This window comes from Williamsia muralis (genome assembly GCF_002735905.1).
Lineage (GTDB): Bacteria > Actinomycetota > Actinomycetes > Mycobacteriales > Mycobacteriaceae > Williamsia > Williamsia muralis_A.
This window is the reverse complement of sequence record NZ_PEBD01000012.1, coordinates 238,617-259,858: the sequence shown is the minus strand read 5'-3', so window position 1 is coordinate 259,858 and position 21,242 is coordinate 238,617. Positions and strand designations below refer to the sequence as shown.

Genomic DNA, 21,242 nt, shown 5'->3' with positions numbered 1-21,242 from the left:
TCCCCCGTACCGCCGGTCACGAACCGATCTTGGTCGTTCTCTTGTCAGAAGCTGCCCACTTGATCACCGCGACGATCCCGATCACGACGAGCCCGACCACGAGCACCGTGAGCAGACCCTTCACCACGGCCATGATCAGCCCGAAGGCCAGCCACACCACGAGTATCGCAAGAAGAACTTTCCACCACATGACATCTCCTGTCGTCCGAGTGACCTCAACGGTGCCAGTGCTCGGTCCCGATGTCAGTCGAAAACAACCAAGATGGGGGGAAGTTCAGGGACTACCCTGACTCCGGAGACGTCAGTTGGCTTGCGGCTTCTCGATGTTCGTCTTCGCCTGGTCGACGGCCGGCGTCGCGGCCGAGTCTCCCGCAGCCAGTGATTCGCCCGCCATGGACGCGCGGATCTGCTCGAGTCGTGAGTGTCCTGCCATCTGCACGCTGGCCTGCTGCACTTCGAGCATCCGGCCCTGAACCGAGTTGCGCGACAACTCGGCCGATCCCAATGCATTCGCGTAGCGCCGCTCGATCTTGTCCCGCACCTGATCGAGGCTCGGCGTGTTGCCGGGGGCGGAGAGTTCACTCATCTGGTTGAGCGATGCCGAGACCTGCTCTTGCATCTTGGCCTGCTCGAGCTGACTGAGCAGCTTTGTGCGCTCGGAGAGTTTCTGCTGCAGCGTCATCGAGTTCTGCTCCACTGCGCGCTTCGCCTGTTCAGCCGCCTGCAGCGACTGATCGTGCAGCGCCTTGAGGTCCTCGACGCTCTGTTCCGCGGTGACCAGCTGCGCAGCGAAAGCCTCTGCGGCGTTGGTGTATTCGGTCGCCTTGGCAGCGTCCCCGGAAGCAGCGGCCTTGTCGGCCAGCGTCAACGCCTGACGGGTGTTGGCCTGCAGGCGTTCGATGTCCTCGAGCTGACGGTTCAGCTTCATCTCCAACTGGCGCTGGTTGCCGATGACCGCCGCAGCCTGCTGCGACAACGCCTGGTGCTGACGCTGCGCGTCCTCGATCGCCTGCTGGATCTGAATCTTCGGGTCGGCGTTCTCGTCGATCTTGGCGTTGCCGAACGCCATCAAGTATTTCCACGCCTTCACGAATGGGTTAGCCATTGCCCCGCCTTGTCTTGAAGTCCGAATCCGAGCAGTCTCGATCTAATCTATCGTCTGGCCCGGCCCGGCGGCACAAGACACCGATCACGCAGCCGCCAGAGCCGATGCCGGCTGCGGGATGACCACCTTGGTCTCGGTGGCGATCGTCGTGTGCGTGGGCGGGGTCGTGGGCTGGTCGGGGCCGGTGCGGAGGGTATCGCGGACATCGAGCAACACGTCGGCGATCTCCACTTCCAGCGCATCGCAGATGGCAGCGAGCAGTTCGCTCGACGCTTCCTTCTGGCCGCGTTCGACTTCCGACAGATAACCCAGGCTGACCCGGGCACTGGTTGATACCTCACGCAACGTACGGCCTTGATCCATCCGGACCCGCCGTAGGCTGCCACCGAGTGCTTCCCGCAGGAGCAGTGCCATATGAGTCCTCCTCAACACGTCAGTCAGTCCAACGCCGCACGGGCCGAATCCGTTCCCGAACCGCCGAGCGCTGTGCAGCAGATCCTCCCGAGCGCTTCGTCCGTCGACCGTGTGGTCGAGACTAGACGAAGATCCCGACGATCGCCGCGTAGCGACACCGGTAGAACCCCGATGCCGAACGAGCCATTCCCGCCCGGCCAAATCGACGATCGGCCGAGCCCCGGGGTGATCAGCGAGATGCACCCATCCGCCGGCTCGATGACGAACCCGCGGTTCACCTACCGGTTCGGTCGGTCCGGCGCGCGGCAGCTGCGTCACGGCGACGCTGTGCCCGCTTCGCCAGCGCCTGCCAGACATAGTCCACCCCGGTGACGACGGTCGCCACCAGCGCGGCAGCCATGACGGCAATCGCAAGCCAGTGCAGCGGCCCGGGCAGCGGCAGGATGAACAGTCCGATCGCGATGGCCTGGAGCAGCGTCTTGAGCTTTCCGCCCCGGCTCGCCGGGATCACGCCATGTTGCAGCACCCAGAAACGAAGCACGGTGATGCCCAGTTCCCTGGCGAGGATGACGATGGTGACCCACCACGGGAGGTCACCAAGCACAGACAACCCGATCAGTGCCGAACCGATCAGCGCCTTGTCCGCGATCGGGTCGGCCAGCTTGCCGAAGTCCGTGATCAGGCCCCGTTGACGGGCGATCCGACCGTCGTAGTGATCCGTCACGGCGGCGAGGGCGAACACGCCCCACGCCATCGTCCGCCACCACGGGTTGTCACCGTCGTCGATGAACAGGACCACGACGAACACCGGCACGAGAACGATGCGGAACATCGTCAGCACGTTGGCAAGGTTCAACACGGGCACATCAGTGCTGACCGGATCGGAGATCGGGTCGGGCTCCGGCTCGTTCACCTGCCGTCGTAAACGATCAGCCACGGGCTGCACCTGGTTCCGGTGATAAGAATTGCCCAATGCCCACGACCACAGGATAGGCGGAGGCCCCGCCACCCAGGGCCGTGGGTATCGGCCCGGTCCGGACGGCGGCCCACCGGCCCCGGTGTGTCCGCGTATTACTGTTCATCCATGGCACCTCACGACAGCTCGGCACACGAGCATGCCGCGACATCTGGACCGGCCGACCTAGCCGGTCACCACGATTCCCCCGTTTCGCGAGGCGACGTGAGTGTGCGCCGTGCCCGCACATCTGACGTACCCCGCATCAAAGAACTCATCGATCAGTACGCCGGACGGATTTTGCTCGAGAAGAATCTCGTGACCCTTTACGAGGCTGTCCAGGAGTTCTGGGTCGCCGAGATCGATGCCACGGTGGTCGGCTGCGGCGCACTCCACGTCTTGTGGGCAGACCTCGGTGAGGTCCGCACCGTGGCGGTCGACAAGTCCTACGCGGGGCGCGGAATCGGCCATCAGATCGTCAGCCGACTGATGGGCATGGCCCGCGAGTTGCAGCTTTCCCGGGTGTTCGTCCTCACCTTCGAGACAAGCTTCTTCGCCAAACACGGCTTCTCCGAGATCGCCGGCACACCGGTGACCGCCGAGGTGTACGAGGAGATGTGCCGGTCCTACGACGCCGGCGTCGCGGAGTTCCTGGACCTCAGTTACGTCAAACCCAACACACTCGGCAACACCCGAATGCTCGCCAACCTCTGAAAGGTCGATCAATGCCGCTGTTCAGCGTCGAATACACCTACCCCGTCGAGTCCGCCGACGGGCGCGACACCACTCGGCCCGACCACCGCGCCTGGCTGTCGGAGCTGAACAGCGAAGGTGTTGTGCGGATGGCCGGGCCGTACGCCGATGGAAGCGGCGCGCTGATCCTGCTCGACTGCGCCGACGAGCAGGCGGCCAAGGACATCTTGGCCGCCGACCCGTTCGCGGTTGCCGGCTACGTCGGTGAGGTCCGGATCAACAAGTGGGTCAGTGTTTTTGGTCCGTTTTCTGACTGACCGCCTGTTTGTCGGCGCGTCCCTCGTCGAATCGTGTCTTCGCCAGGCTGGCGATGGTCGTGATCACGAGGGTTCCGACGATCACGCCGAGCGACAGCGGTGTCGAGATCTCCGGCACCTTGATGTGTTCGCCGCCGTTGATGAACGACAGTGTGTTCTCGTGCAGGGCGTGCAACACAAGCTTGATGCCGATGAAGCCGAGGATGAACGACAAGCCGAACGACAGGAAAACCAGCTTGTCGAGCAGGCCGCCGAGCAGGAAGTACAGCTGGCGTAGACCCATCAGTGCAAAGGCGTTGGCGGTGAAGACGATGTACGGCTCCTCCGTGAGGCCGTAGATGGCCGGGATCGAATCCAGGGCGAACAGCACGTCGGTGAACCCGATGACGATCAGGACCATGAGCATCGGGGTCGCGAGGCGCTTGCCGTTCTCCTTGGTGAACAGCTTGTCGCGGTCGTAGTTTTCGGTGGTCCTCAGCGCCTTCTTCACGAAGCGCTGGATACGACTTTCCCGTTCCTCTTCGACCTCTTCCTCATGGCCGGACTCACGCAACAGCTTCACCGCGGTGTAGATGAGGAATGCACCGAAGAGATAGAAGACCCACGAGTAGGCATTGATGGCGGCCGCACCGACTGCGATGAAAGCACCGCGCATCACCAGGGCCATCACGATGCCCAGGAGCAGAACCTTCTGCTGGTATTCACGCGGTACTGCGAACTTCGCCATGATGATGACGAAAACGAAGAGGTTGTCGACCGACAATGCCTTCTCCGTGATGAATCCGGCGTAGTACTCGGTGCCCGAGGTACCACCCCATTTCCACCACACGAAGCCACCGAAGATCAGGGCGAGCGTGATGTAAACGGCCGACCAGGAGCCGGATTCCTTCAACGAGGGAGCGTGTGGGGTTCTCACGTGGGCGAAGAAGTCGAATATGAAGAGTCCCAGGATCACCAGACAGGTGATAATCCACACGAGTGGTGATACGTCCACGCAGCCTCCAGCAGCAGTTTCGGAAAAGTAAAGACCACTTTACCGAAGGATCGAACCGGCCACGGCCACCCGAATACCGCCGCTTACTCCGCTCATCGCGATGTAAGTGTGGACCCAACCCGAGGCGTGAACGGTTGAGCCCGGGATTCTCCTGCAGCAGAGGATGTTCCGGTGGTCACAGCGCAGATGCGCTGCGACGCCCGCGACATCACCCGGTCAGACTTTTTCGCTGGTGAGACTTTGACAACACGGACAAGACGGGCACCGCGACGAACCGGGTATGGCTAGTCGTCCCCGTCGTCCGACGTGTCACCGCCGCCGGTGATCGACGCGATCACCCCGGCCAGGTCCTCGGGTTTGACGAGCACATCTCGTGCCTTCGAACCCTCGGAGGGTCCGACCACTCCCCTGGTCTCCATCAGATCCATCAGCCGTCCGGCCTTGGCGAATCCGACGCGCAACTTGCGTTGCAGCATGGACGTCGAGCCGAACTGACTGGACACGACCAGTTCGATCGCCTGCAGCAGGTCGTCGAGATCGCCGCCGATATCGGAGTCGATGTCCTTCTTGTCCGAGACCTTCTGCGCTGTCACACCCTCGGTGTAATCCGGTTCGCTCTGGTCCTTGGCGAAGTCGACGACGGCCTGGATCTCTTCGTCGGTGATGAATGCGCCCTGCATACGGACGGGTTTGCTCGCGCCCATCGGGAGGAAGAGCCCGTCGCCCATACCGATCAGCTTCTCGGCGCCCGGTTGATCCAGGATGACCCGGGAATCGGTGAGCGACGACGTGGCGAACGCCAGCCGCGACGGGACGTTGGTCTTGATCAGACCGGTCACCACGTCGACGGACGGCCGCTGCGTGGCCAGCACGAGGTGGATACCGGCGGCACGCGCCTTCTGGGTGATCCGGACGATGGCGTCCTCCACATCACGCGGAGCGGTCATCATCAAATCGGCGAGCTCGTCCACGATGGCGAGGATGTACGGATACGGCTTGTAGACCCGCTCCGATCCCAGCGGTGTGGAGATCTCCCCCGAGCGCACCTTGCTGTTGAAGTCGTCGATGTGACGAACGCGCGAGGACTTCATGTCCTGGTAGCGCTGCTCCATCTCCTCCACGAGCCACGCGAGTGCCGCGGCAGCTTTCTTCGGCTGCGTGATGATCGGGGTGATCAGGTGCGGGATGCCCTCGTAAGGGGTGAGCTCGACCATCTTGGGGTCGATGAGGATCATCCGTACCTCGTCGGGAGTGGCCCGTGTCAACAGCGAGACCAGCATCGAGTTGACGAAGCTCGACTTACCGGAACCGGTGGAACCGGCGACGAGCAAGTGAGGCATCTTCGCGAGGTTGGCGGTGACGAAGTCACCTTCGATGTCCTTACCCAGACCGATGACCAGCGGGTGCTTGTCCTTGCGCGTCGACCCGGCGGTCAGGACGTCGGCGAGCCGCACCATCTCGCGGTCACTGTTGGGGACCTCGATCCCCACCGCGGACTTACCCGGGATGGGTGCCAGCAGCCGCACGTTGTCGGTTGCCGCAGCGTACGAGATGTTGCGCTGCAAGGCGGTGATCTTCTCCACCTTCACACCTGGTCCGAGTTCCACCTCGTACCGCGTGACCGTCGGGCCCCGGGTGAACCCCGTGACGGCCGCGTCGATCTTGAACTGTTCCAGGACCGCCGAGATGCGGTCGATCATCTCGTCGTTGGCCGCGCTGCCGAGCTTGGGCGGGTCACCCTCTATCAGCAGGCTCGCCGGCGGAAGCCGGTAGTCGCCTTCCACGGCCTTGTCCACGACCAGTGCATCGTGACCGCTGCCGGAGTCGAGATCAGGTTCGGGCTCGGGCTCGGGCCGCACCGGTTTCGGCGCAGGTTTGGGCACCGCGCGCTTGCGGACCGGCTGGGCGCCGACCGGCGGCGCGCTCAGTGCCTCGGTCACGGCAGCAGGCGTCGGCTCGTCTTCGATGATGGGTTCGGTCAGTGCCTCCCCCGCCGTCACCGCAGTGGACTGACGCCGACGCGCCGGACGTCGCAGAGCCTCGGTCGCCCGGGTCGCGTTGTCGTCGGGCGGGTAGTTGTCGTACGGATCGCCGAAGGCTGTGTCGGCGTAACCACCGTCTTCGTCGTCGTCCACGTCCTCGTCGTCCCAGTGGTCGTCGTCACCCAGCCCGAGGTAGGCACGGGTGACGTCGACCAGTTCACGCACCGTGAGTCCGGACAGGAGCAAGAGCCCGAAGGCCAGGCACAGCAGGAGGATCGGCACCGACAACCAGGCCGTCAGACCGTCGGTCAGCGGACCACCTGCGGCCATTCCGAAGAATCCGCCGGCGTGCTGTCGCTCGGAGAAATCCGTGGGTGCACCGGCAAAGATGTGCCACAGCCCGACGATGGGCAACGCGATGAGCAGGCCTGCCCCGATGCGCCGAGCGCGACCCGAGGGATCGGGTCCGTGACGCATCAGGATGAAACCGCCCACCAAGAGAACGATCGGGAGAAGTACCGCAGCCGACCCGATCAGCGCGCGAGTCGCCGAGTCCACGAAAGCACCCACCGGGCCGCCCGCGCTGAACCACACCGACGCGACCACGACGATCGACAGCGCGATCATCACGAGCGCAACGCCGTCACGTCCCTGGGTGTGCGGGTGCTCAGGTCGCGGAGAGAACGTTCCGTCCGCGTCGCCGCCCTCGTCCCATCCGTCGTCGGCTCCGTACACGCGCTCGTCATAGTCGGGATCGCCACTGCGTGAGCCCGCGCGCGCCATCGCGCCGACACCCTTGGCGAGCAGACCCCACCCGGCGCCGACGCCGCTGCCAACGGACTTCACCACAGACTTGCGCGGGCGGGCCGAAGCACGCGATGTTGCGCCGGAACGCGCGGTGGAGGCGCGCTTCGCCCCAGCCGACGTGCGGGTGGACGGCCGGCTCGCAGCCTTCTTCGCCGGCGTCTTGCGGCTTCCGGCGCTCGCCGACGACCCCTTCTTGGGAGAAGCCTTTCGGGGTGCAGCCTTGGTGGCACCGGCCTTCTTGGCCGGGGCGGCGCCGGAGCGCGCGGGACTACGACCCGACGCACCGGAACGACGGGCGGTGGACTTGGTTGCCATGGCTGACAGCCTAGTCGGCAACTGTCACAGCTACCTCATCTGCAACACGCGTATCGGGCTATGTGTTGAAATCGAAACGCTAGAGTCCGCGTTTGGCTGATTTGACCGCAGCAACAGCATCGGCGTCGCCAGCGTATTCGACCAGTGTCTCGTGACGCCCGAACGCGAACATGAGCAGTTCGAGGGGATCACCGGTCACCGTGACCTGCGGTCCCCGGCCGCCGGTCGCCACTTTCTGTCCGTCGGTGGTGATCATCTCGACGGTGGCGGGCGACTTCGCGATCGCGCGCTTCCCCATCGCCTTGAGCGGTACCCGAATCGCTTTCTCGGTGGCCGGGTCGAGGTCTCTCGGTTCCCAGGGTCCGCCCGCACGCCGGACGTCCTCGTGATGGACGAACATCTCGGTCACGTTGGCGAAGCGGTCCACCAGCTTGAGCGGCGAGTACAGCGGAGGACCCGCCGCGAACTTGGCGAGCATCGCGTCCCAGTCGTCGCGCGCGGCCTGGTCCTGGGCCGATTGGGTCCGGCCCGCCAATGCCGGGACGAGGATGCCCGGCATCGCATCGAGCCGGTACTCGCGGACGATCATGTGAGCGGTCAGGTCTCGGGTGGTCCACCCTTCGCACAGCGTCGGGGCATCGGGGCCGACACTGCGCAGGGTCGACACCAGCGCGGCGCGTTCATCTCGGGCAATGGTCATGCACACACCCTAAGAGGTGCGGCGTCGTCAGTCCGCCGAAGACTCGCTGACGGTCATCACGGTCGGCACGATCATGGGGCGCCGCCGGTACTTGTCGGCGACCCAGCGACCCACCACACGACGGATCGTCTGGGCGATCCGATGAGTGTCCGTGACGCGTTCGACCGCCATCTGCGCCAACGCCTGATCGACGAGGTCGCCAGCCTCTTTCAGTGCGGTCGGATCATCCGAGAATCCTCGTCCGGAAACCTCGGCCGGATTGATCGCCCTGCCGGTGTCCGCGTCGATCACCACGGCGATCGCGATGAAGCCGCCCTCGCCGAGCACCAAACGCTCCGAGAGCGTCGACTCCCCCACGTCTCCCACCGAGAGTCCGTCGACGTAGACGTAGCCCACAGGGACACGGCCGGAGATCTGGGCGCGACCATCGATCAGATCCACCACCACACCGTCCTCGGCGAGGACAACGGCCTCCGGCTTGACGCCGGTGGCAACCGCCAGTGCCGCATTGGCGCGAAGATGCCGCCACTCACCGTGCACGGGCATCACATTGGAGGGCCGGACGGCGTTGTAGAGGTAGAGCAGCTCACCGGCCGATGCGTGACCCGACACGTGGACCTTCGCGCTCTGTTGGGTGACCACGGTCGCCCCGCGTCGCGCCAGGCCGTTGACCACCGCGAATACCGAGTTCTCGTTGCCCGGGATGAGCGAGGACGCCAAGACGACCAGGTCATCCGCGCGAATGTTGATCTGCCGATGCTCACCGCGAGCCATCCGTGACAGTGCCGACAGCGGTTCGCCCTGCGATCCGGTGGAGATGAGGACCAGCTTGTGATCGGGAAGTGTTGCGGCCGTGTCGAGATCGACCACCACACCGTCGGGCACCCGCAGGTAGCCGAGTTCCTGGGCGATCTGCATGTTGCGAACCATCGAGCGTCCGACGAAGGTCACCCGGCGTCCATGTGTGTGGGCCACGTCGACGACCTGCTGGATGCGGTGCACATGGCTGGCAAACGAGGCGACGATCACGCGCTGACGGGCCTTGCCGATCACTTGGTCGAGTACCCCACCGATCTGGCGCTCCGGTGTGACGAACCCGGGTACCTCGGCGTTGGTCGAGTCGACCAGGAACAGGTCGACGCCCTCGTCGCCGAGGCGGCTGAACCCGGCGAGGTCGGTGAGCCTGCCGTCCAGCGGCAACTGGTCGAGCTTGATGTCGCCGGTGTGCAGGACAACGCCTGCGCCGGTCCGGATCGCCACTGCGAGAGCATCGGGGATCGAGTGATTGACCGCGAAATATTCGCATTCGAAAGGCCCGTGCGTGGTCTTCTCGCCCTCGACGACCTCGACCAGTTTCGGACGCTGGCGATGTTCGCGGCACTTGGCAGCGAGCAGGGCGAGGGTGAACTTCGACCCGATGACAGGGATCTGCGGACGTAGTCGCAACAGGAACGGGACCGCACCGATGTGGTCCTCGTGGCCGTGGGTGAGGATGATCGCCTCGACGTCGTCGATGCGGTCTTCGATGTACCGGAAGTCCGGGAGGATCAGGTCGACACCTGGCTGGGCGTCCTCGGGGAAGAGCACACCGCAGTCGACGATGAGCAGACGACCGTCGTACTCGAAAACGGTCATGTTCCTGCCGATTTCACCGATGCCGCCGAGGGCTACGACCCGGAGGCCACCGGCCGGTAGCCGTCGCGGAGCCCCGAGCTTCTCGGTGGGATCGACGATCTTCGGCTCGGACCGCTTGTCTGCGACGGCCTTACGTCCGCCGCCCTTGCGGTCTCGCGAGGACCGCTTGTTGCCAGAGGTGTTCGAACCGGCGGCCTTCGGGGCCTTGGTCGCGGCGGCCGACTGTTCCCTCGGGGCAGAAGGAGCGGATTGCGGGGTGTTCACGGGTTCTTGGGCTTTGGCCACAGGGGGTTTCGACTCGATTTTCTCTACACGGGGCTCTGCCGGCGGTCCGGCCTTTCGAATGACTCGTCCCCGGCGGCGGGTTGGCTCGGCGGATCCACCGCCGGACTGTGAGGTCATGACAGCACCTTCGCCACGCGCAGATCGGCAATCAGGGCTTCGATCTGGGGGCCGGTGGCCGGCACCTGCGGCAGCCTCGGGTCTCCGACATCCAGACCGAGGATGCGCAGTGCGGCCTTGACCATCGTGACGCCGCCGAGTCGGCCCATCGCATTGACGAGCGGGATCATCGACACGTTCAGTTCGCGGGCACGAACCAGGTCGCCTTTGTTCACCGCGTCGAGCATGTCGCGCAGCCGATCGGGTACAAGGTGTCCGATGACGCTGACGTACCCCGCCGCGCCGATCGAGAGCCAGGGCAGGTTCAGCGCGTCTTCACCGGACAGATACTGGAGCCCGGTGTCGGTCATCAGCGACGCCGCCGAGTTCAGATCACCCTTGGCATCCTTGACACCGACGATGTTCGGGTGGCGTGAGAGTTCGAGCAGTGTGCGGTGTTCGATCGGCACCACTGAGCGCGGCGGGATGTCGTAGAGCATCACCGGCAGGTCGGTGGCATCGGCGACCGCTGTGAAGTGTGCGAGCAGACCGGTCTGCGGCGGCCTCGAGTAGTACGGGGTCACCACCAGGAGGCCGTGCGCGCCGAGCGCTGCCGCCTCTTTCGCGAACCAGACGCTTTCGCGCGTGTCGTAGCTACCGGCACCCTGCACGATGCGGGCCCGGTCACCGACCGCGGCGAGCACGGTCTTGAGCAGATCGAGTTTCTCGGCGGGCGTCGTCGTCGGCGATTCGCCGGTGGTCCCGGAGACCACCAGCCCATCACACCCGCCGTCCACGAGCTTCACGGCGAGTTCGCCGGCCCGGTCCAGGTCGAGCTTTCCATCGACGGTGAACGGGGTAACCATGGCAACACTGACAGTCCCGAAAGGGAAACTCTGCGGTTGCGTCTCACCGGTGGTCATGGTGGCTAAGGTTACCGGAGGCCCTGCGCCGATCCCGCATCCGCGGCGCCGTCAGAGGTCCGCCGGTCCCGGCCCGACTCTCACCCCTCCAGTACGAACGGGGACGTCGCCACCTCCGACCCGTCGGAGAGCCGCCCGATTTCGAAGTCCCCGAACACAGTTGGGGCGATGTCGAGCAGCTGGCGCAGGCATTCGATTGCCAGCTGGCGGATCTCCACGTCGGCGTGCTCGGTGGCCCGCATACCGATGAAGTGCCGCCAGGCGCGGTAGTTGCCGGTGACGACGATCTTGGTCTCCGTGGCGTTCGGCAGGACCGCACGCGCGGCCTGGCGGGCCTGCTTCCGCCGCAGGATGTTGTTGGGCACATCGGAGAACTTCTCTTCCAGTGCCGTCAGCAGTTCGGCGTAGGCCGCGCGGCTGGCATCGGTGGCCGAGACGAACAGCGCTTCGAGTTCGGCGTCGCCCCGGATCGCGGGAGGGCAGACGACATTCGAATCGTGTTCGGGCACAAAGCGTTGCGACAGCTGGGAATAGGAGAAGTGCCGGTGGCGGATCAGCTCGTGGGTGCACGACCGGGAGATCCCCGAGATGTAGAACGTGACCGTGGCGTGTTCGAGCAGGGAGAGATGCCCGACTTCGAGGATGTGGCGCAGATATCCGGCGTTGGTCGCGGTCCGCGGATTGGGCTTGTCCCAACTCTGGTAACAGGCGCGCCCGGCGAACTCGACGAGGGCTTCACCCCCGTCCGCATCTGTGGTCCACGGCACATCGGTAGGCGGGTCGAACGACGACTTCGCCACCAGTTGCACCTTCAATGGCACCAGTTCGGACACCGCATTCCTCTTTCTTCGTGTTGGAGCACCGATTGTCCCCTTCACCGCCCCGGACCTGATGGTCGGGCCGAGGGACGGGTTCAGTGTCGAGAGTGCACGGCGGCGGTGAGAGGGGCTGCCAAATCGCCCCGCGAACCGACCTCGACCCTGCTGACGCCGAGCCACTGTGCCATGTCCAGCAGGTCCGCGGCCAACGCGGTGGCCACCTGCAGCGGATCGGCCCGGCTCTCGCAGAACGCACCGAGCACCAGCAACTGATCACCTGCCCGGTCGGTCTTGAGGTCCACCCGAGCCACGAGCCGCTCGCCCATCAGATACGGGAAGACGTAATAGCCGTGCACGCGCTTGGCCTCGGGAACATAGATTTCGATCCGGTAGTGGAAATCGAACAGCCGCTCGGTACGAGGCCTGAAGAACACCAACGAATCGAATGGGCTGAGCAGGGCCGTACGTTCGACCTTTCGCGGTAGTCGCGCGGCGGGGTCGAGGAATGCCGGCTTCGCCCAGCCCTCGACCTCCACCGGCTGGACACGCCCGGCGGCGACGAGATCGTTCAGTGCCTCGCGGGCCGCCTGCGGCTTGAGGCGGTAGTAATCGCGGATGTCGACCTCGGTGCCGACACCGAGCGCGGTCACCGAACCGGCGACCAATTCGCGGATTGCCTCGTCCCGGGGCACGGTGACCGCGGCGTACTCCCCGACGATGTTCTCGGTGAGGTCGTAATACCTGGCGAAACCGCTGCGGCGCACCGCAGCCAGCTCACCCGCAGCGAACATCACCTCGCACAGGTACTTCACGTGGCTGCGGTCCCACCAGGTACCTTTGCGCGTCCGCTTCGCGTGGCCGAGATGATCTTCGAGCATCCCGCTCGTACAGGGCCCCAACTCGGCGACCGCTTCGCGGATCTGTGTGCGCATCGCGGCGGCTTGTGGGTCACCGACTGCTTCCTTGTAGCGCCCGTGCTGGAAATCCTCCATCCGCCAACGGAACAGCGGCCAATGCTCGATGGGGATCAGTGCGGCTTCGTGTGCCCAGTACTCGGCCAAGAGCGCGGGACGACGAGCGGTGGGTTCCCACGCGGCCTGTTCGAGGAGGCCGCGATCGTAGAAACCGAGCCGGCTGTACAGCGGCATGTAATGAGCCCGTACGGCCACGCTGACCGAGTCCATCTGAAACAGGCGGGCTCGGTCCAAGACGCGCTGCAGGTGACGCCGGGTCACCGGACCTTCGGGCCGGCGGTCTGTGAAACCCTGTGCGGCGAGGGCGATTCTGCGGGCCTGCGTCGCCGACAGCGATTCAGCCCGGGCGCGTCGAACGGTTGTCACGGCGACGCCGAGTACCGAAGAAATCGATACCGGACACCGGTGGGCGACTCGAGCCAGCCTCCGTCGGATTCCAGCGACCATCGGCCGGGATCGAGTGCAGGCGCCCAGGTATCGGCATCAGACACCTCGAGGTCGATCTCGGTGACATACGCCTCGTGCGCCGATTCCATTGCTGCGCCGTAGATCTCACCACCGCCCATGACAAAGACCGTATCGTCGAGGTGGAGACCGGCGTCGAGGGCGTCGCGCACGCTCGGGTGGGTTTGCGCCCCGTCTGCGGACCATTGCACATTGCGGGTGACGACAAGGTTGGCCCTACCCGGCAGAGGGCGGAATCGAGCCGGGAGCGAATCCCAGGTACGCCGCCCCATCACCACCGGGTGCGCACCGGTGATCTGCCGAAAGTACCGTTGGTCCTCGGGCAGATGCCACGGTATGTCGCCACCACGACCGATTGCGCCGTCGGCAGCCTGAGCCCAGATGAGTGCGATTGTCATCGGCGAACTAGACCGCCACCGGCGCCTTGATGCCCGGGTGGTAGCGGTAGTCGAGGACCTCGATATCGGAGTACTCGTAGTCGAAGATGGAGTCCCGCCGCGCCAGCGACAAGCGTGGGTAGGGATACGGGTCGCGCTGGAGCTGGGTGGTGACCTGCTCGACATGATTGTCGTAGATGTGGCAATCGCCGCCGGTCCAGACGAACTCGCCCACACCGAGGCCCGCCTGCTCGGCCATCATGTGGGTCAGGAGCGCATACGACGCGATGTTGAACGGCACCCCGAGAAACAGGTCAGCGCTGCGCTGATAGAGCTGGCACGAGAGTTTGCCGTCGGCGACATAGAACTGAAAAAACGCGTGGCACGGAGGCAGAGCCATCTGCGGTATCTCGCCCACGTTCCACGCGGAGACGATGTTGCGCCGGGAGTCGGGGTCGCTGCGCAGCAGCTCGAGCGCGGCGGAGACCTGGTCGATGTGTTCGCCCGACGGGGTCGGCCAGCTGCGCCACTGCACGCCGTAGACCGGCCCGAGCTCGCCATCGGCGTCGGCCCACTCGTCCCAGATGGTCACGCCGCGGTCCTGCAGCCACCGCACGTTCGAATCGCCACGGAGGAACCACAGGAGCTCGTAGACGATCGATTTCAGGTGCACCCGCTTGGTGGTGATCAGCGGGAAACCCTCGGCGAGGTCGTATCGGAGCTGATGACCGAACAGGCTCCGGGTGCCGGTACCGGTGCGGTCGGCTTTGGGCGTTCCCGTGTCGAGCACAAGCCGAAGCAGGTCCTCGTACGGGGTTGGGATCTTGTCCGCGTCCGTCACGGGGTCAAGTCTAGGGTGCGTCGGACTCGGCATCGTTTTTGCGTGTCGCCGCGGCGAACCATCCAGTCATCGCACGCCCTCGAGCAGGACGGCGGCTCAGGCTATTGTGGCCGCCAGCACTGCCCCCAGCTCGTAACACGCCTCACGCATGGACGGGTCGATTGCCGTGATCTCGAGCGGCGCAGCCGCAGGCTCGAGTTCCAACCCCGTTGCAAGGCGCTGAACGGAAGCCACCGCCCCCGCGGTGTCGTTGTTGCCGTGTACCCACAAGCCGTACGGCTTGCCGGTCACCGATCCGAGCACCGGGTAGTAGACGGTGTCGAAGAAGTGCTTCAGTGCGCCCGACATGTACCCGAAGTTGGCCGGGGTGCCGAACAGGAAACCGTCGGCGGCCAAGACGTCGGGCACGGTGGCCGCAAGCGCCGCGATGGGCCGCACTCGCACACCGGAGATCTCTGGGTCGGCCGTGCCATCGAGCACTTTCTCCAGCAGCTCACGGGTCGGCGGTGACGGCGTGTGATGCACCACGAGCAATGTCCGCGCGTCAGCCATCAGCACGGCCGTCGGCGGTACTCGATTCCTTCTCTTGCGCGACAGCGCGTTTCATCATCTCACGGGCACGGGAACGGTCACCGGCGTAGTCGTAGGCCCGGGCGATGCGGTAGGTGGCGCGCCAATCGCCGGGGTCTGCTTCCCATTCGGCCTTGACCTGCGCGAACAACTCGTCCGCCGCCTCGCGTTCGATCCGGCCGGACGGGCGCCTGGGCAACGCGGAGACGTCCAGCTCGGTGCCCTCTTCTGCCATTCGTCTGGCGAGCCGCTGATGGGCGAGCCCGGCCCGCAGTGTTGCGACCACCATCCAGACACCCAGCAACGGCAGGATGAGCACACCGATTCCGAGACCGACTCCGACAGCCTCGCCACTGGTCAGCAGATCGACACCCCGCGTGCCCAGCAGAACGAAATAGAAGCAGAGCACCAGAACCAGTGCCGCGATCGCGAGGACGATCGGCCGGGCATCTGCGCGCTTGTCACTCACCGGTTGCTCACAGGTCCATCAACTCGTCGAGACCCACGGTGAGGCCGGGCCGAGACGCTATCTGGCGGACGCCGAGCAGCACTCCGGGCGCAAACGACGTCCGGTCGATCGAGTCATGCCTGATGGTCAACGTCTCCCCCTGCGTCCCGAGGAGCACCTCCTGGTGGGCGACCAAGCCCGCCAGACGAACCGAGTGGACACGAACACCTTCGACGTCGGCCCCGCGTGCGCCTTCGAGTTCGGTGCTGGTGGCATCCGGGCTGATCGGCACGCCCGCCGCCGCGCGGGCTTCGGCGATCAGTCGTGCGGTCCGGTACGCGGTCCCGGACGGGGCATCGGCCTTGTGCGGGTGATGTAGTTCGACGACCTCGACAGAGTCGAAGAAGCGGGCAGCCTGCTGGGCAAACCGCATGCTCAGCACGGCGCCGATCGCGAAGTTGGGTGCGATGAGCACGCCGACGTCCGGCTTCTTCTCCAGCCAGCCGCGGACGGTGTCGAGCCGATTGTCGTCGAAACCCGTTGTCCCGACCACGGCATGGATGCCGCTGTGGATCAGGAACTCGAGGTTGTCCATCACCACGTCGGGGTGGGTGAAGTCGACCACCACCGACGTACCGGTCTCGACGAAACGCGTCAACGGGTCGTCCTTGTCGACGCCGGCGCTGAACCTCAGGTCCGAGGCGGCCTCGACCGCATCGACGATGGCCTGCCCGACTTTGCCGCCGGAACCGAGTACGCCGACATTGATCTGGTCATTCACCCGGCCGAGTCTAGTCAGTGGGCATCTGGTCAGTGGGCATCTGGTCAGTGGGCATCTGGTCAGCGGGCCCGACGGTGGCGCAGGCCGTTCACGTTGCCTTGATCAGCTCGGCGCACTTCTCTCCCATGGCCATCACGGTGATGTTCGGGTTCACCGCCGGGAGCTTGGGCATTGCCGACGCGTCCACGACCCGGAGCCGCTGGGTGCCACGTACGCGCAATTGCGGATCGAGCACGGCCATCGGATCACCGTCGGGACCCATCCGCGCGGTGGCCGCCGGGTGATAGACCGTGTTGTGCGTCTTGTGGATGTAGTCGAGGAGTTCGTCATCGGTGACGGCGTCGGGCCCCGGGGCCAACTCGCGCGCGATCCACTGCTTGAGCGGTGATTGCTCGGCGATGGTGCGTGCGAGCTTCACACCGGCCAGCATCACGCGGTCGTCGTGGCCGTCCGGATCGGTGAAGTACCGCGGGTCCACCTTCGCGCGGTCACGGAAGTCGGGACTGCGCAGCCGCACGGTTCCGCGCGAAAGTCCTTGTGTGACATTGGGAGTCAGACAGAAGCCGTTGTCGGTGGTCGGATAACCCCACCGCAGGGTGTTCATGTCGAACGGCACACTCCCGTAGTGCATCATCAGGTCCGGCAGCACAAGATCCGGCTCGGTGGTGGCGAACAATCCGATCTCCCACCACTGGCTCGACGTGGTGACCATCGGACGCGAGGATTCCCAGAACACCAGCCCCTCGACGTGATCGTCGAGATTTGCACCCACACCGGGCGCGTCGACGCGAACCTCGATGCCCACGTCCCGTAGGTGCTCTGCCGGACCGATCCCCGAGAGCATGAGCAGTTTCGGGGTGTCGATGGCCCCGGCGGTCACGATCACCTCGCGCGTCGCGGACACCACGTCGTACCCGGTCAGGTCTGGCCGCTGGTAGCGCACCCCGACGGCTGCGGTGCCTTCGAAGACCACCTCACTGACGAAACACCCGGTGCGTACCTCGAGGTTCGGCCGCGACCCCAGAATGGGATGCAGATAGGCATGCGAGGTGCTCATTCTGGTGCCGTCTTCGTCGGCGTTGATCTGGAACCATCCGGCGCCGTTCAGCACGGTCTCACCGCGGTTGAATCCCACGGTGGGCAGCCCGACCTGGGCGGCCGCCTCGAGAACGGCTGCGCCGCAAGGGTCACCCGGTGGCACGTCCCGTAACCGGACTGGGCCGTCGTGTCCGTGTGCGCCCTCGGCGTCGTTGCGTTCGAGCTTGCGCACCAGCGGCCAGATCGAATCCGGACCCCACCCCGTCAGTCCGGACGCCTCCCACTCCGCCAACCCCTCGGCCGGCGGCCAGAACGCGATACAGGAATTGTGAGAGGAGCATCCGCCCAACACCTTTGCGCGGGCATGCCGCAGGAACGAGTTTCCGATCTCTTGCGGTTCGACCGGGTAGTCCCAGTCATAGCCCGAGTCGAGCAGGTGCATCCACGCCGCGAGTTCCAGGATGTCCTTGTTGTCGACATCGGTGGGCCCCGCCTCGACCAGGCACACCGTCACCGACGGATCTTCACTCAGCCGGGCCGCGAGCACACATCCCGCTGTGCCTCCCCCGGCGATCACATAGTCGAAATGCTGCTGCGGCACAGGGATTCACTCCTTGGTGGACGATGCGTGAGATCGGAGCACCCCGATGTGGTGACGTCCTTTGAGGCCGTACCACAGCAGCCCGGCGGCCAGGATGATGCCGATGTACACGAACGCACCCCAGGTGTTGTACCAAGGGGTGCCGTACACCGCTTCCCGCGGCCAGGCGAGGTTCAGCGCCATCGCGGCTCCCCAGACGACGGCGACGATGTTGACGAACATCCCCCACCGTCCCATGGTGAAATATCCGTCTTCCTTGAGGTCCTTCGGCGGCCACTGCCCCTGCAGACGCTTCTTGAGCAACGGAGCGGTCACCATGAGGTACGCGAGATAGATCATGATGATGGCGATCGAGGTCAGGACCGTGAAGATCTTCGGCTGGTTGATGTTGATGACCAGGATCAGCACGGCCAACACGCCGATCACGATGGCCGGCACCACCGGGGTCTGGGTCTTGGGGTGAACGCGGGCCAGGGCATTGCCGAACGGCAGGGCGTTATCGCGCGCCATCGCGAACGTCAGCCGGATCGCCGCAGTGTGCACGGCAAGCGAACACACGATCACCGCGATCACGATGCACACCAGGAAGATGTCGCCGAGCGGTCCCCACATCACGGCCTCGACGATGCCCTGCAGACTGCCAGATTGCTCGCCGAGCGCCGGATCGTCGAGATCGGGCGCAGCCATGACCGCGAACACGAGGATGGCGCCGCCGATGACAAAGGACGCCAGAATCGCTCGAAAGATGGCCTTGGGCGCCGTGCGCCGCGGCTCCATCGTCTCCTCGCCGAGTGAGCTGGCCGTGTCGAATCCGTACATCACATAGCCCGAGGCAAGAGAGGCGATCAAGAACGCACCGAGGTAGCCACCGCTCTCTCCGGTGCCGTAGCCGTTCGTGGAGAAGAACACATCAGGGCCACGTTCGATGTTGGCCGCCAGAATGATTGCGATCAGGACAGCCGCGATGAGTTCGATGAACACACCCGCGCTGTTGATCATGGCCATCAGCTTCACGCCGAGCGCGTTGATGACCGTGGTGATGATGATCAGTATCGTGCCGAGGATGACCGCGTTACCCGCGTAGTCGTACTCTCCGCTGCCGTCGCCGATGATCTGGAAACCACTCCACAAACGGGGCAGGTTGAGCTGCAGTGCCAAAACCACGGCCGCGAGCGTGACGATCGACGCCGTGAGCATCAGCCAACCCGATGACCAGCCGACGATCCTGCTGCCCAACAGTTTTGACCAGTTGTAGACCGAGCCCGCGACCGGGTACTTCGCGGCCAGTTCCATGAAACACAGAGCCACGGCCATCTGCCCGATGAACACCAGCGGCCAGGACCACAGGTACGCCGGACCGGCGGTACCGAAACCGAAGTAGAACAACTGGAAGGTGCCGGTCAAGATCGAGATGTAGGACACGCCGGCCGCGAAACTGGCGAACTTGCCGATACTGCGATCAAGGCTGGGCTTGTAACCGAAATGCTCCATCCCGGTGTCGGTGGACGAAGATGTGGATCCGGGCGGGGGCGCGCCCCCAGGTTGCGTTGTGGTCATTGGGCCATAACCTTTCGAAGGACGCCTCGCCTAGCCGGAAAACCATCCCGCGGCGGGCGCCGCGGTGTTGTTCCAAATATGTTTGAGCTCTTGGTATTCCGACAGCCCTGTCGGTCCGAGTTCGCGTCCGTTGCCGGATCGCCCGAAACCACCCCATTCCGCGGCCGGGGTGTAGTAGCCGAAATCGTTGACCCACACGGTGCCGTGGCGCAGCCCGCGGGCCATGCGCTCGGCCTTGGCGGCATCGAAGGTGCGGACACCTGCAGCGAGGCCGTACTCCGTGTCGTTGCCGAGTTCGAGCGCCTCGGCCTCGGAGCTGAATCGCTCGACGGTGAGGATCGGACCGAACGTCTCCTCCCGGATCAGCCGCATGCTCCGATCGCAGTGGTCGAAGATGGTCGGCAGGAAGAAGAACCCGGACGCGAGTTCCTCGTCATCGGGCTGTCGTCCGCCGGCGACGAGGGCGGCTCCCTCCTCGACACCCACCCGGACGAACTCCTGCATCTTGCGCAACTGCGCTTCGGACACCAGGGGGCCGGTCCTGCTCGCCGGGTCGAGGCCCGGACCCATCACGATCTGCTCGGCCGCGGTGACCAGCGCGTCGACGAAGTCATCGGCCACCGACTCCTCGATGATCAATCGGGTTCCGGCCGAGCACACCTGGCCGGAATGAAGGAATACACCTGTGAGCACCTGGTCCACCGAATTGGCGAACGCCTGGTCGTCCGCAAGCGCATCGGCGAAGACGATGTGCGGGTTCTTCCCGCCCAGTTCGACGAGAACCCTGGTGACATGCTTGGCCGCCACCTCGGAGATCTTCTGACCGGTGGCGAGTCCACCGGTGAACGAGATGAGATCGACGTCGGGGTTGTCGGTGAGCGCACCGCCGACCGCAGCGCCGCTCCCCTGGACCAGGTTCACCACCCCGTCCGGGACACCTGCCTCCGACATCAGCTTTGCGAACTCGATGGTCGAAAGGGGGGTCACCTCACTGGGTTTGAGCACCATGGTGCAACCTGCCGCCAGCGCCGGAGCCACCTTCCACGAGATCTGCAGCAGCGGGTAGTTCCACGGGGCGATCATCACGCAGACCCCTGCGGGTTCGGCCACCACCCGCGAGATCACCTCCGGGTTGCCGACATCGACGACCCGGTCGGCCTGAGTGCGTGCCAGATTCGCGTAGTACCGGAACACCGAGATCACATCGTCGATGTCGATGTGGCTCTCTGCCAGTGTCTTCCCCGTGTCGAGGGTTTCGATACGGGCCAGCTGCTCGCGGTCGCGGCCGAGGAGGTCCGCGATGCTGTCGAGAGCAGCGGCGCGCTCGGCGACAGCGGTGGCAGACCATACCGGGAAGGCGGCGCGGGCCGCGTCGACGGCAGCACGAGCATCATCGGCACTCGCCTCGTCGACCGTGGCCACCACCGAACCGTCTGCGGGATTGATGCAATCGCGTCGCTCGCCCGAGGACGAGGCGACCCACTTGCCTCCGATCAACAGATCTGCCACGCGGTCGGACTCCTCTCGCCCTGGGCCGATCTCGCGCGGCCG

General features: G+C 65.1%; 21 protein-coding genes. 2 read left to right on the top strand and 19 right to left on the bottom strand.

Annotated elements, in window-relative coordinates:
* Window positions 1–16 precede the first annotated feature (16 nt).
* The 4 genes from CSW57_RS24575 to pgsA all read right to left on the bottom strand — a co-directional run bounded on the left by CSW57_RS24575 (window position 17) and on the right by pgsA (window position 2,456).
* Window positions 17–190: a hypothetical protein gene (locus CSW57_RS24575; protein WP_189339415.1), complete on the bottom strand. Its 174-nt coding sequence runs from the start codon at window positions 188–190 to the stop codon at window positions 17–19.
* 111 nt (window positions 191–301) lie between these two features.
* Window positions 302–1,105, bottom strand: coding sequence for a phage shock protein PspA (gene pspA, locus CSW57_RS23305; RefSeq protein ID WP_023959686.1), 804 nt, complete (start codon window positions 1,103–1,105; stop codon window positions 302–304).
* Window positions 1,106–1,189: 84 nt separating this feature from the next.
* Window positions 1,190–1,519, bottom strand: coding sequence for a helix-turn-helix domain-containing protein (locus CSW57_RS23300; protein ID WP_099384979.1), 330 nt, complete (start codon window positions 1,517–1,519; stop codon window positions 1,190–1,192).
* A gap of 274 nt (window positions 1,520–1,793) precedes the next feature.
* On the bottom strand, window positions 1,794–2,456 hold the full coding sequence (gene pgsA / locus CSW57_RS23290; protein WP_099384977.1) for a CDP-diacylglycerol--glycerol-3-phosphate 3-phosphatidyltransferase: 663 nt from the start codon (window positions 2,454–2,456) through the stop codon (window positions 1,794–1,796).
* Between the two features lie 147 nt (window positions 2,457–2,603).
* Here pgsA and CSW57_RS23285 point away from each other — a divergent pair, with 147 nt between their 5' ends.
* Window positions 2,604–3,188 (top strand): amino-acid N-acetyltransferase, encoded by a 585-nt coding sequence (locus CSW57_RS23285; protein ID WP_099384976.1) that lies wholly within the window; start codon window positions 2,604–2,606, stop codon window positions 3,186–3,188.
* An 11-nt stretch (window positions 3,189–3,199) separates the two neighbouring features.
* The gene (locus tag CSW57_RS23280; RefSeq protein WP_099384975.1) at window positions 3,200–3,484 is read left to right on the top strand and encodes a YciI family protein; all 285 of its coding nucleotides are present in this window, start codon (window positions 3,200–3,202) and stop codon (window positions 3,482–3,484) included.
* Here CSW57_RS23280 and CSW57_RS23275 read toward each other — a convergent pair.
* The 15 genes from CSW57_RS23275 to CSW57_RS23205 all read right to left on the bottom strand — a co-directional run bounded on the left by CSW57_RS23275 (window position 3,456) and on the right by CSW57_RS23205 (window position 21,200).
* Complete coding sequence (locus tag CSW57_RS23275) at window positions 3,456–4,478, bottom strand: TerC family protein (RefSeq protein ID WP_099384974.1); 1,023 nt, start codon at window positions 4,476–4,478, stop codon at window positions 3,456–3,458. The genes CSW57_RS23280 and CSW57_RS23275 overlap by 29 nt on opposite strands.
* Window positions 4,479–4,762: 284 nt before the next feature.
* On the bottom strand, window positions 4,763–7,582 hold the full coding sequence (locus tag CSW57_RS23270) for an FtsK/SpoIIIE family DNA translocase (RefSeq protein ID WP_099384973.1): 2,820 nt from the start codon (window positions 7,580–7,582) through the stop codon (window positions 4,763–4,765).
* A gap of 79 nt (window positions 7,583–7,661) precedes the next feature.
* Window positions 7,662–8,282, bottom strand: coding sequence for a TIGR03085 family metal-binding protein (locus CSW57_RS23265; protein ID WP_099384972.1), 621 nt, complete (start codon window positions 8,280–8,282; stop codon window positions 7,662–7,664).
* 27 nt (window positions 8,283–8,309) lie between these two features.
* The gene (locus CSW57_RS23260) at window positions 8,310–10,319 is read right to left on the bottom strand and encodes a ribonuclease J (RefSeq protein WP_099384971.1); all 2,010 of its coding nucleotides are present in this window, start codon (window positions 10,317–10,319) and stop codon (window positions 8,310–8,312) included.
* Window positions 10,316–11,221, bottom strand: a complete 906-nt coding sequence (gene dapA, locus CSW57_RS23255; RefSeq protein WP_099384970.1) for a 4-hydroxy-tetrahydrodipicolinate synthase — start codon at window positions 11,219–11,221, stop codon at window positions 10,316–10,318. The genes CSW57_RS23260 and dapA overlap by 4 nt, the downstream gene beginning before the upstream one ends.
* Window positions 11,222–11,301: 80 nt before the next feature.
* A complete protein-coding gene (thyX, locus tag CSW57_RS23250) occupies window positions 11,302–12,054 on the bottom strand; it encodes an FAD-dependent thymidylate synthase (RefSeq protein WP_062797859.1) in 753 nt (250 codons plus the stop codon).
* An 80-nt stretch (window positions 12,055–12,134) separates the two neighbouring features.
* Window positions 12,135–13,379: a winged helix-turn-helix domain-containing protein gene (locus CSW57_RS23245; protein ID WP_223249464.1), complete on the bottom strand. Its 1,245-nt coding sequence runs from the start codon at window positions 13,377–13,379 to the stop codon at window positions 12,135–12,137.
* The gene (locus CSW57_RS23240; RefSeq protein ID WP_099384968.1) at window positions 13,376–13,876 is read right to left on the bottom strand and encodes a dihydrofolate reductase; all 501 of its coding nucleotides are present in this window, start codon (window positions 13,874–13,876) and stop codon (window positions 13,376–13,378) included. The genes CSW57_RS23245 and CSW57_RS23240 overlap by 4 nt, the downstream gene beginning before the upstream one ends.
* 7 nt (window positions 13,877–13,883) lie before the next feature.
* The gene (locus CSW57_RS23235) at window positions 13,884–14,729 is read right to left on the bottom strand and encodes a thymidylate synthase (protein WP_099384967.1); all 846 of its coding nucleotides are present in this window, start codon (window positions 14,727–14,729) and stop codon (window positions 13,884–13,886) included.
* Window positions 14,730–14,792: 63 nt separating this feature from the next.
* The gene (locus tag CSW57_RS23230) at window positions 14,793–15,248 is read right to left on the bottom strand and encodes a flavodoxin family protein (protein ID WP_099385067.1); all 456 of its coding nucleotides are present in this window, start codon (window positions 15,246–15,248) and stop codon (window positions 14,793–14,795) included.
* On the bottom strand, window positions 15,241–15,735 hold the full coding sequence (locus tag CSW57_RS23225) for a hypothetical protein (protein WP_099384966.1): 495 nt from the start codon (window positions 15,733–15,735) through the stop codon (window positions 15,241–15,243). The genes CSW57_RS23230 and CSW57_RS23225 overlap by 8 nt, the downstream gene beginning before the upstream one ends.
* A 7-nt stretch (window positions 15,736–15,742) precedes the next feature.
* On the bottom strand, window positions 15,743–16,495 hold the full coding sequence (dapB, locus tag CSW57_RS23220) for a 4-hydroxy-tetrahydrodipicolinate reductase (protein WP_099384965.1): 753 nt from the start codon (window positions 16,493–16,495) through the stop codon (window positions 15,743–15,745).
* Between the two features lie 88 nt (window positions 16,496–16,583).
* On the bottom strand, window positions 16,584–18,134 hold the full coding sequence (locus CSW57_RS23215; protein WP_099384964.1) for a GMC family oxidoreductase: 1,551 nt from the start codon (window positions 18,132–18,134) through the stop codon (window positions 16,584–16,586).
* Between the two features lie 6 nt (window positions 18,135–18,140).
* Window positions 18,141–19,625 (bottom strand): APC family permease, encoded by a 1,485-nt coding sequence (locus tag CSW57_RS23210; RefSeq protein ID WP_223249482.1) that lies wholly within the window; start codon window positions 19,623–19,625, stop codon window positions 18,141–18,143.
* Between the two features lie 96 nt (window positions 19,626–19,721).
* A complete protein-coding gene (locus tag CSW57_RS23205; protein WP_223249463.1) occupies window positions 19,722–21,200 on the bottom strand; it encodes an aldehyde dehydrogenase family protein in 1,479 nt (492 codons plus the stop codon).
* Window positions 21,201–21,242: the final 42 nt, after the last annotated feature.

Bases quoted from the DNA above. Each gene is read 5' to 3' on its own strand.
- CSW57_RS24575 (WP_189339415.1), bottom strand. From the start codon at position 190: ATGTGGTGGAAAGTTCTTCTTGCGATACTCGTGGTGTGGCTGGCCTTC.
- pspA (WP_023959686.1), bottom strand. From the start codon at position 1,105: ATGGCTAACCCATTCGTGAAGGCGTGGAAATACTTGATGGCGTTCGGC.
- CSW57_RS23300 (WP_099384979.1), bottom strand. From the start codon at position 1,519: ATGGCACTGCTCCTGCGGGAAGCACTCGGTGGCAGCCTACGGCGGGTC.
- CSW57_RS23285 (WP_099384976.1), top strand. From the start codon at position 2,604: ATGGCACCTCACGACAGCTCGGCACACGAGCATGCCGCGACATCTGGA.
- CSW57_RS23280 (WP_099384975.1), top strand. From the start codon at position 3,200: ATGCCGCTGTTCAGCGTCGAATACACCTACCCCGTCGAGTCCGCCGAC.
- CSW57_RS23270 (WP_099384973.1), bottom strand. From the start codon at position 7,582: ATGGCAACCAAGTCCACCGCCCGTCGTTCCGGTGCGTCGGGTCGTAGT.
- CSW57_RS23265 (WP_099384972.1), bottom strand. From the start codon at position 8,282: ATGACCATTGCCCGAGATGAACGCGCCGCGCTGGTGTCGACCCTGCGC.
- CSW57_RS23260 (WP_099384971.1), bottom strand. From the start codon at position 10,319: ATGACCTCACAGTCCGGCGGTGGATCCGCCGAGCCAACCCGCCGCCGG.
- dapA (WP_099384970.1), bottom strand. From the start codon at position 11,221: ATGACCACCGGTGAGACGCAACCGCAGAGTTTCCCTTTCGGGACTGTC.
- CSW57_RS23240 (WP_099384968.1), bottom strand. From the start codon at position 13,876: ATGACAATCGCACTCATCTGGGCTCAGGCTGCCGACGGCGCAATCGGT.
- CSW57_RS23235 (WP_099384967.1), bottom strand. From the start codon at position 14,729: ATGCCGAGTCCGACGCACCCTAGACTTGACCCCGTGACGGACGCGGAC.
- CSW57_RS23230 (WP_099385067.1), bottom strand. From the start codon at position 15,248: ATGGCTGACGCGCGGACATTGCTCGTGGTGCATCACACGCCGTCACCG.
- CSW57_RS23210 (WP_223249482.1), bottom strand. From the start codon at position 19,625: ATGGAGCATTTCGGTTACAAGCCCAGCCTTGATCGCAGTATCGGCAAG.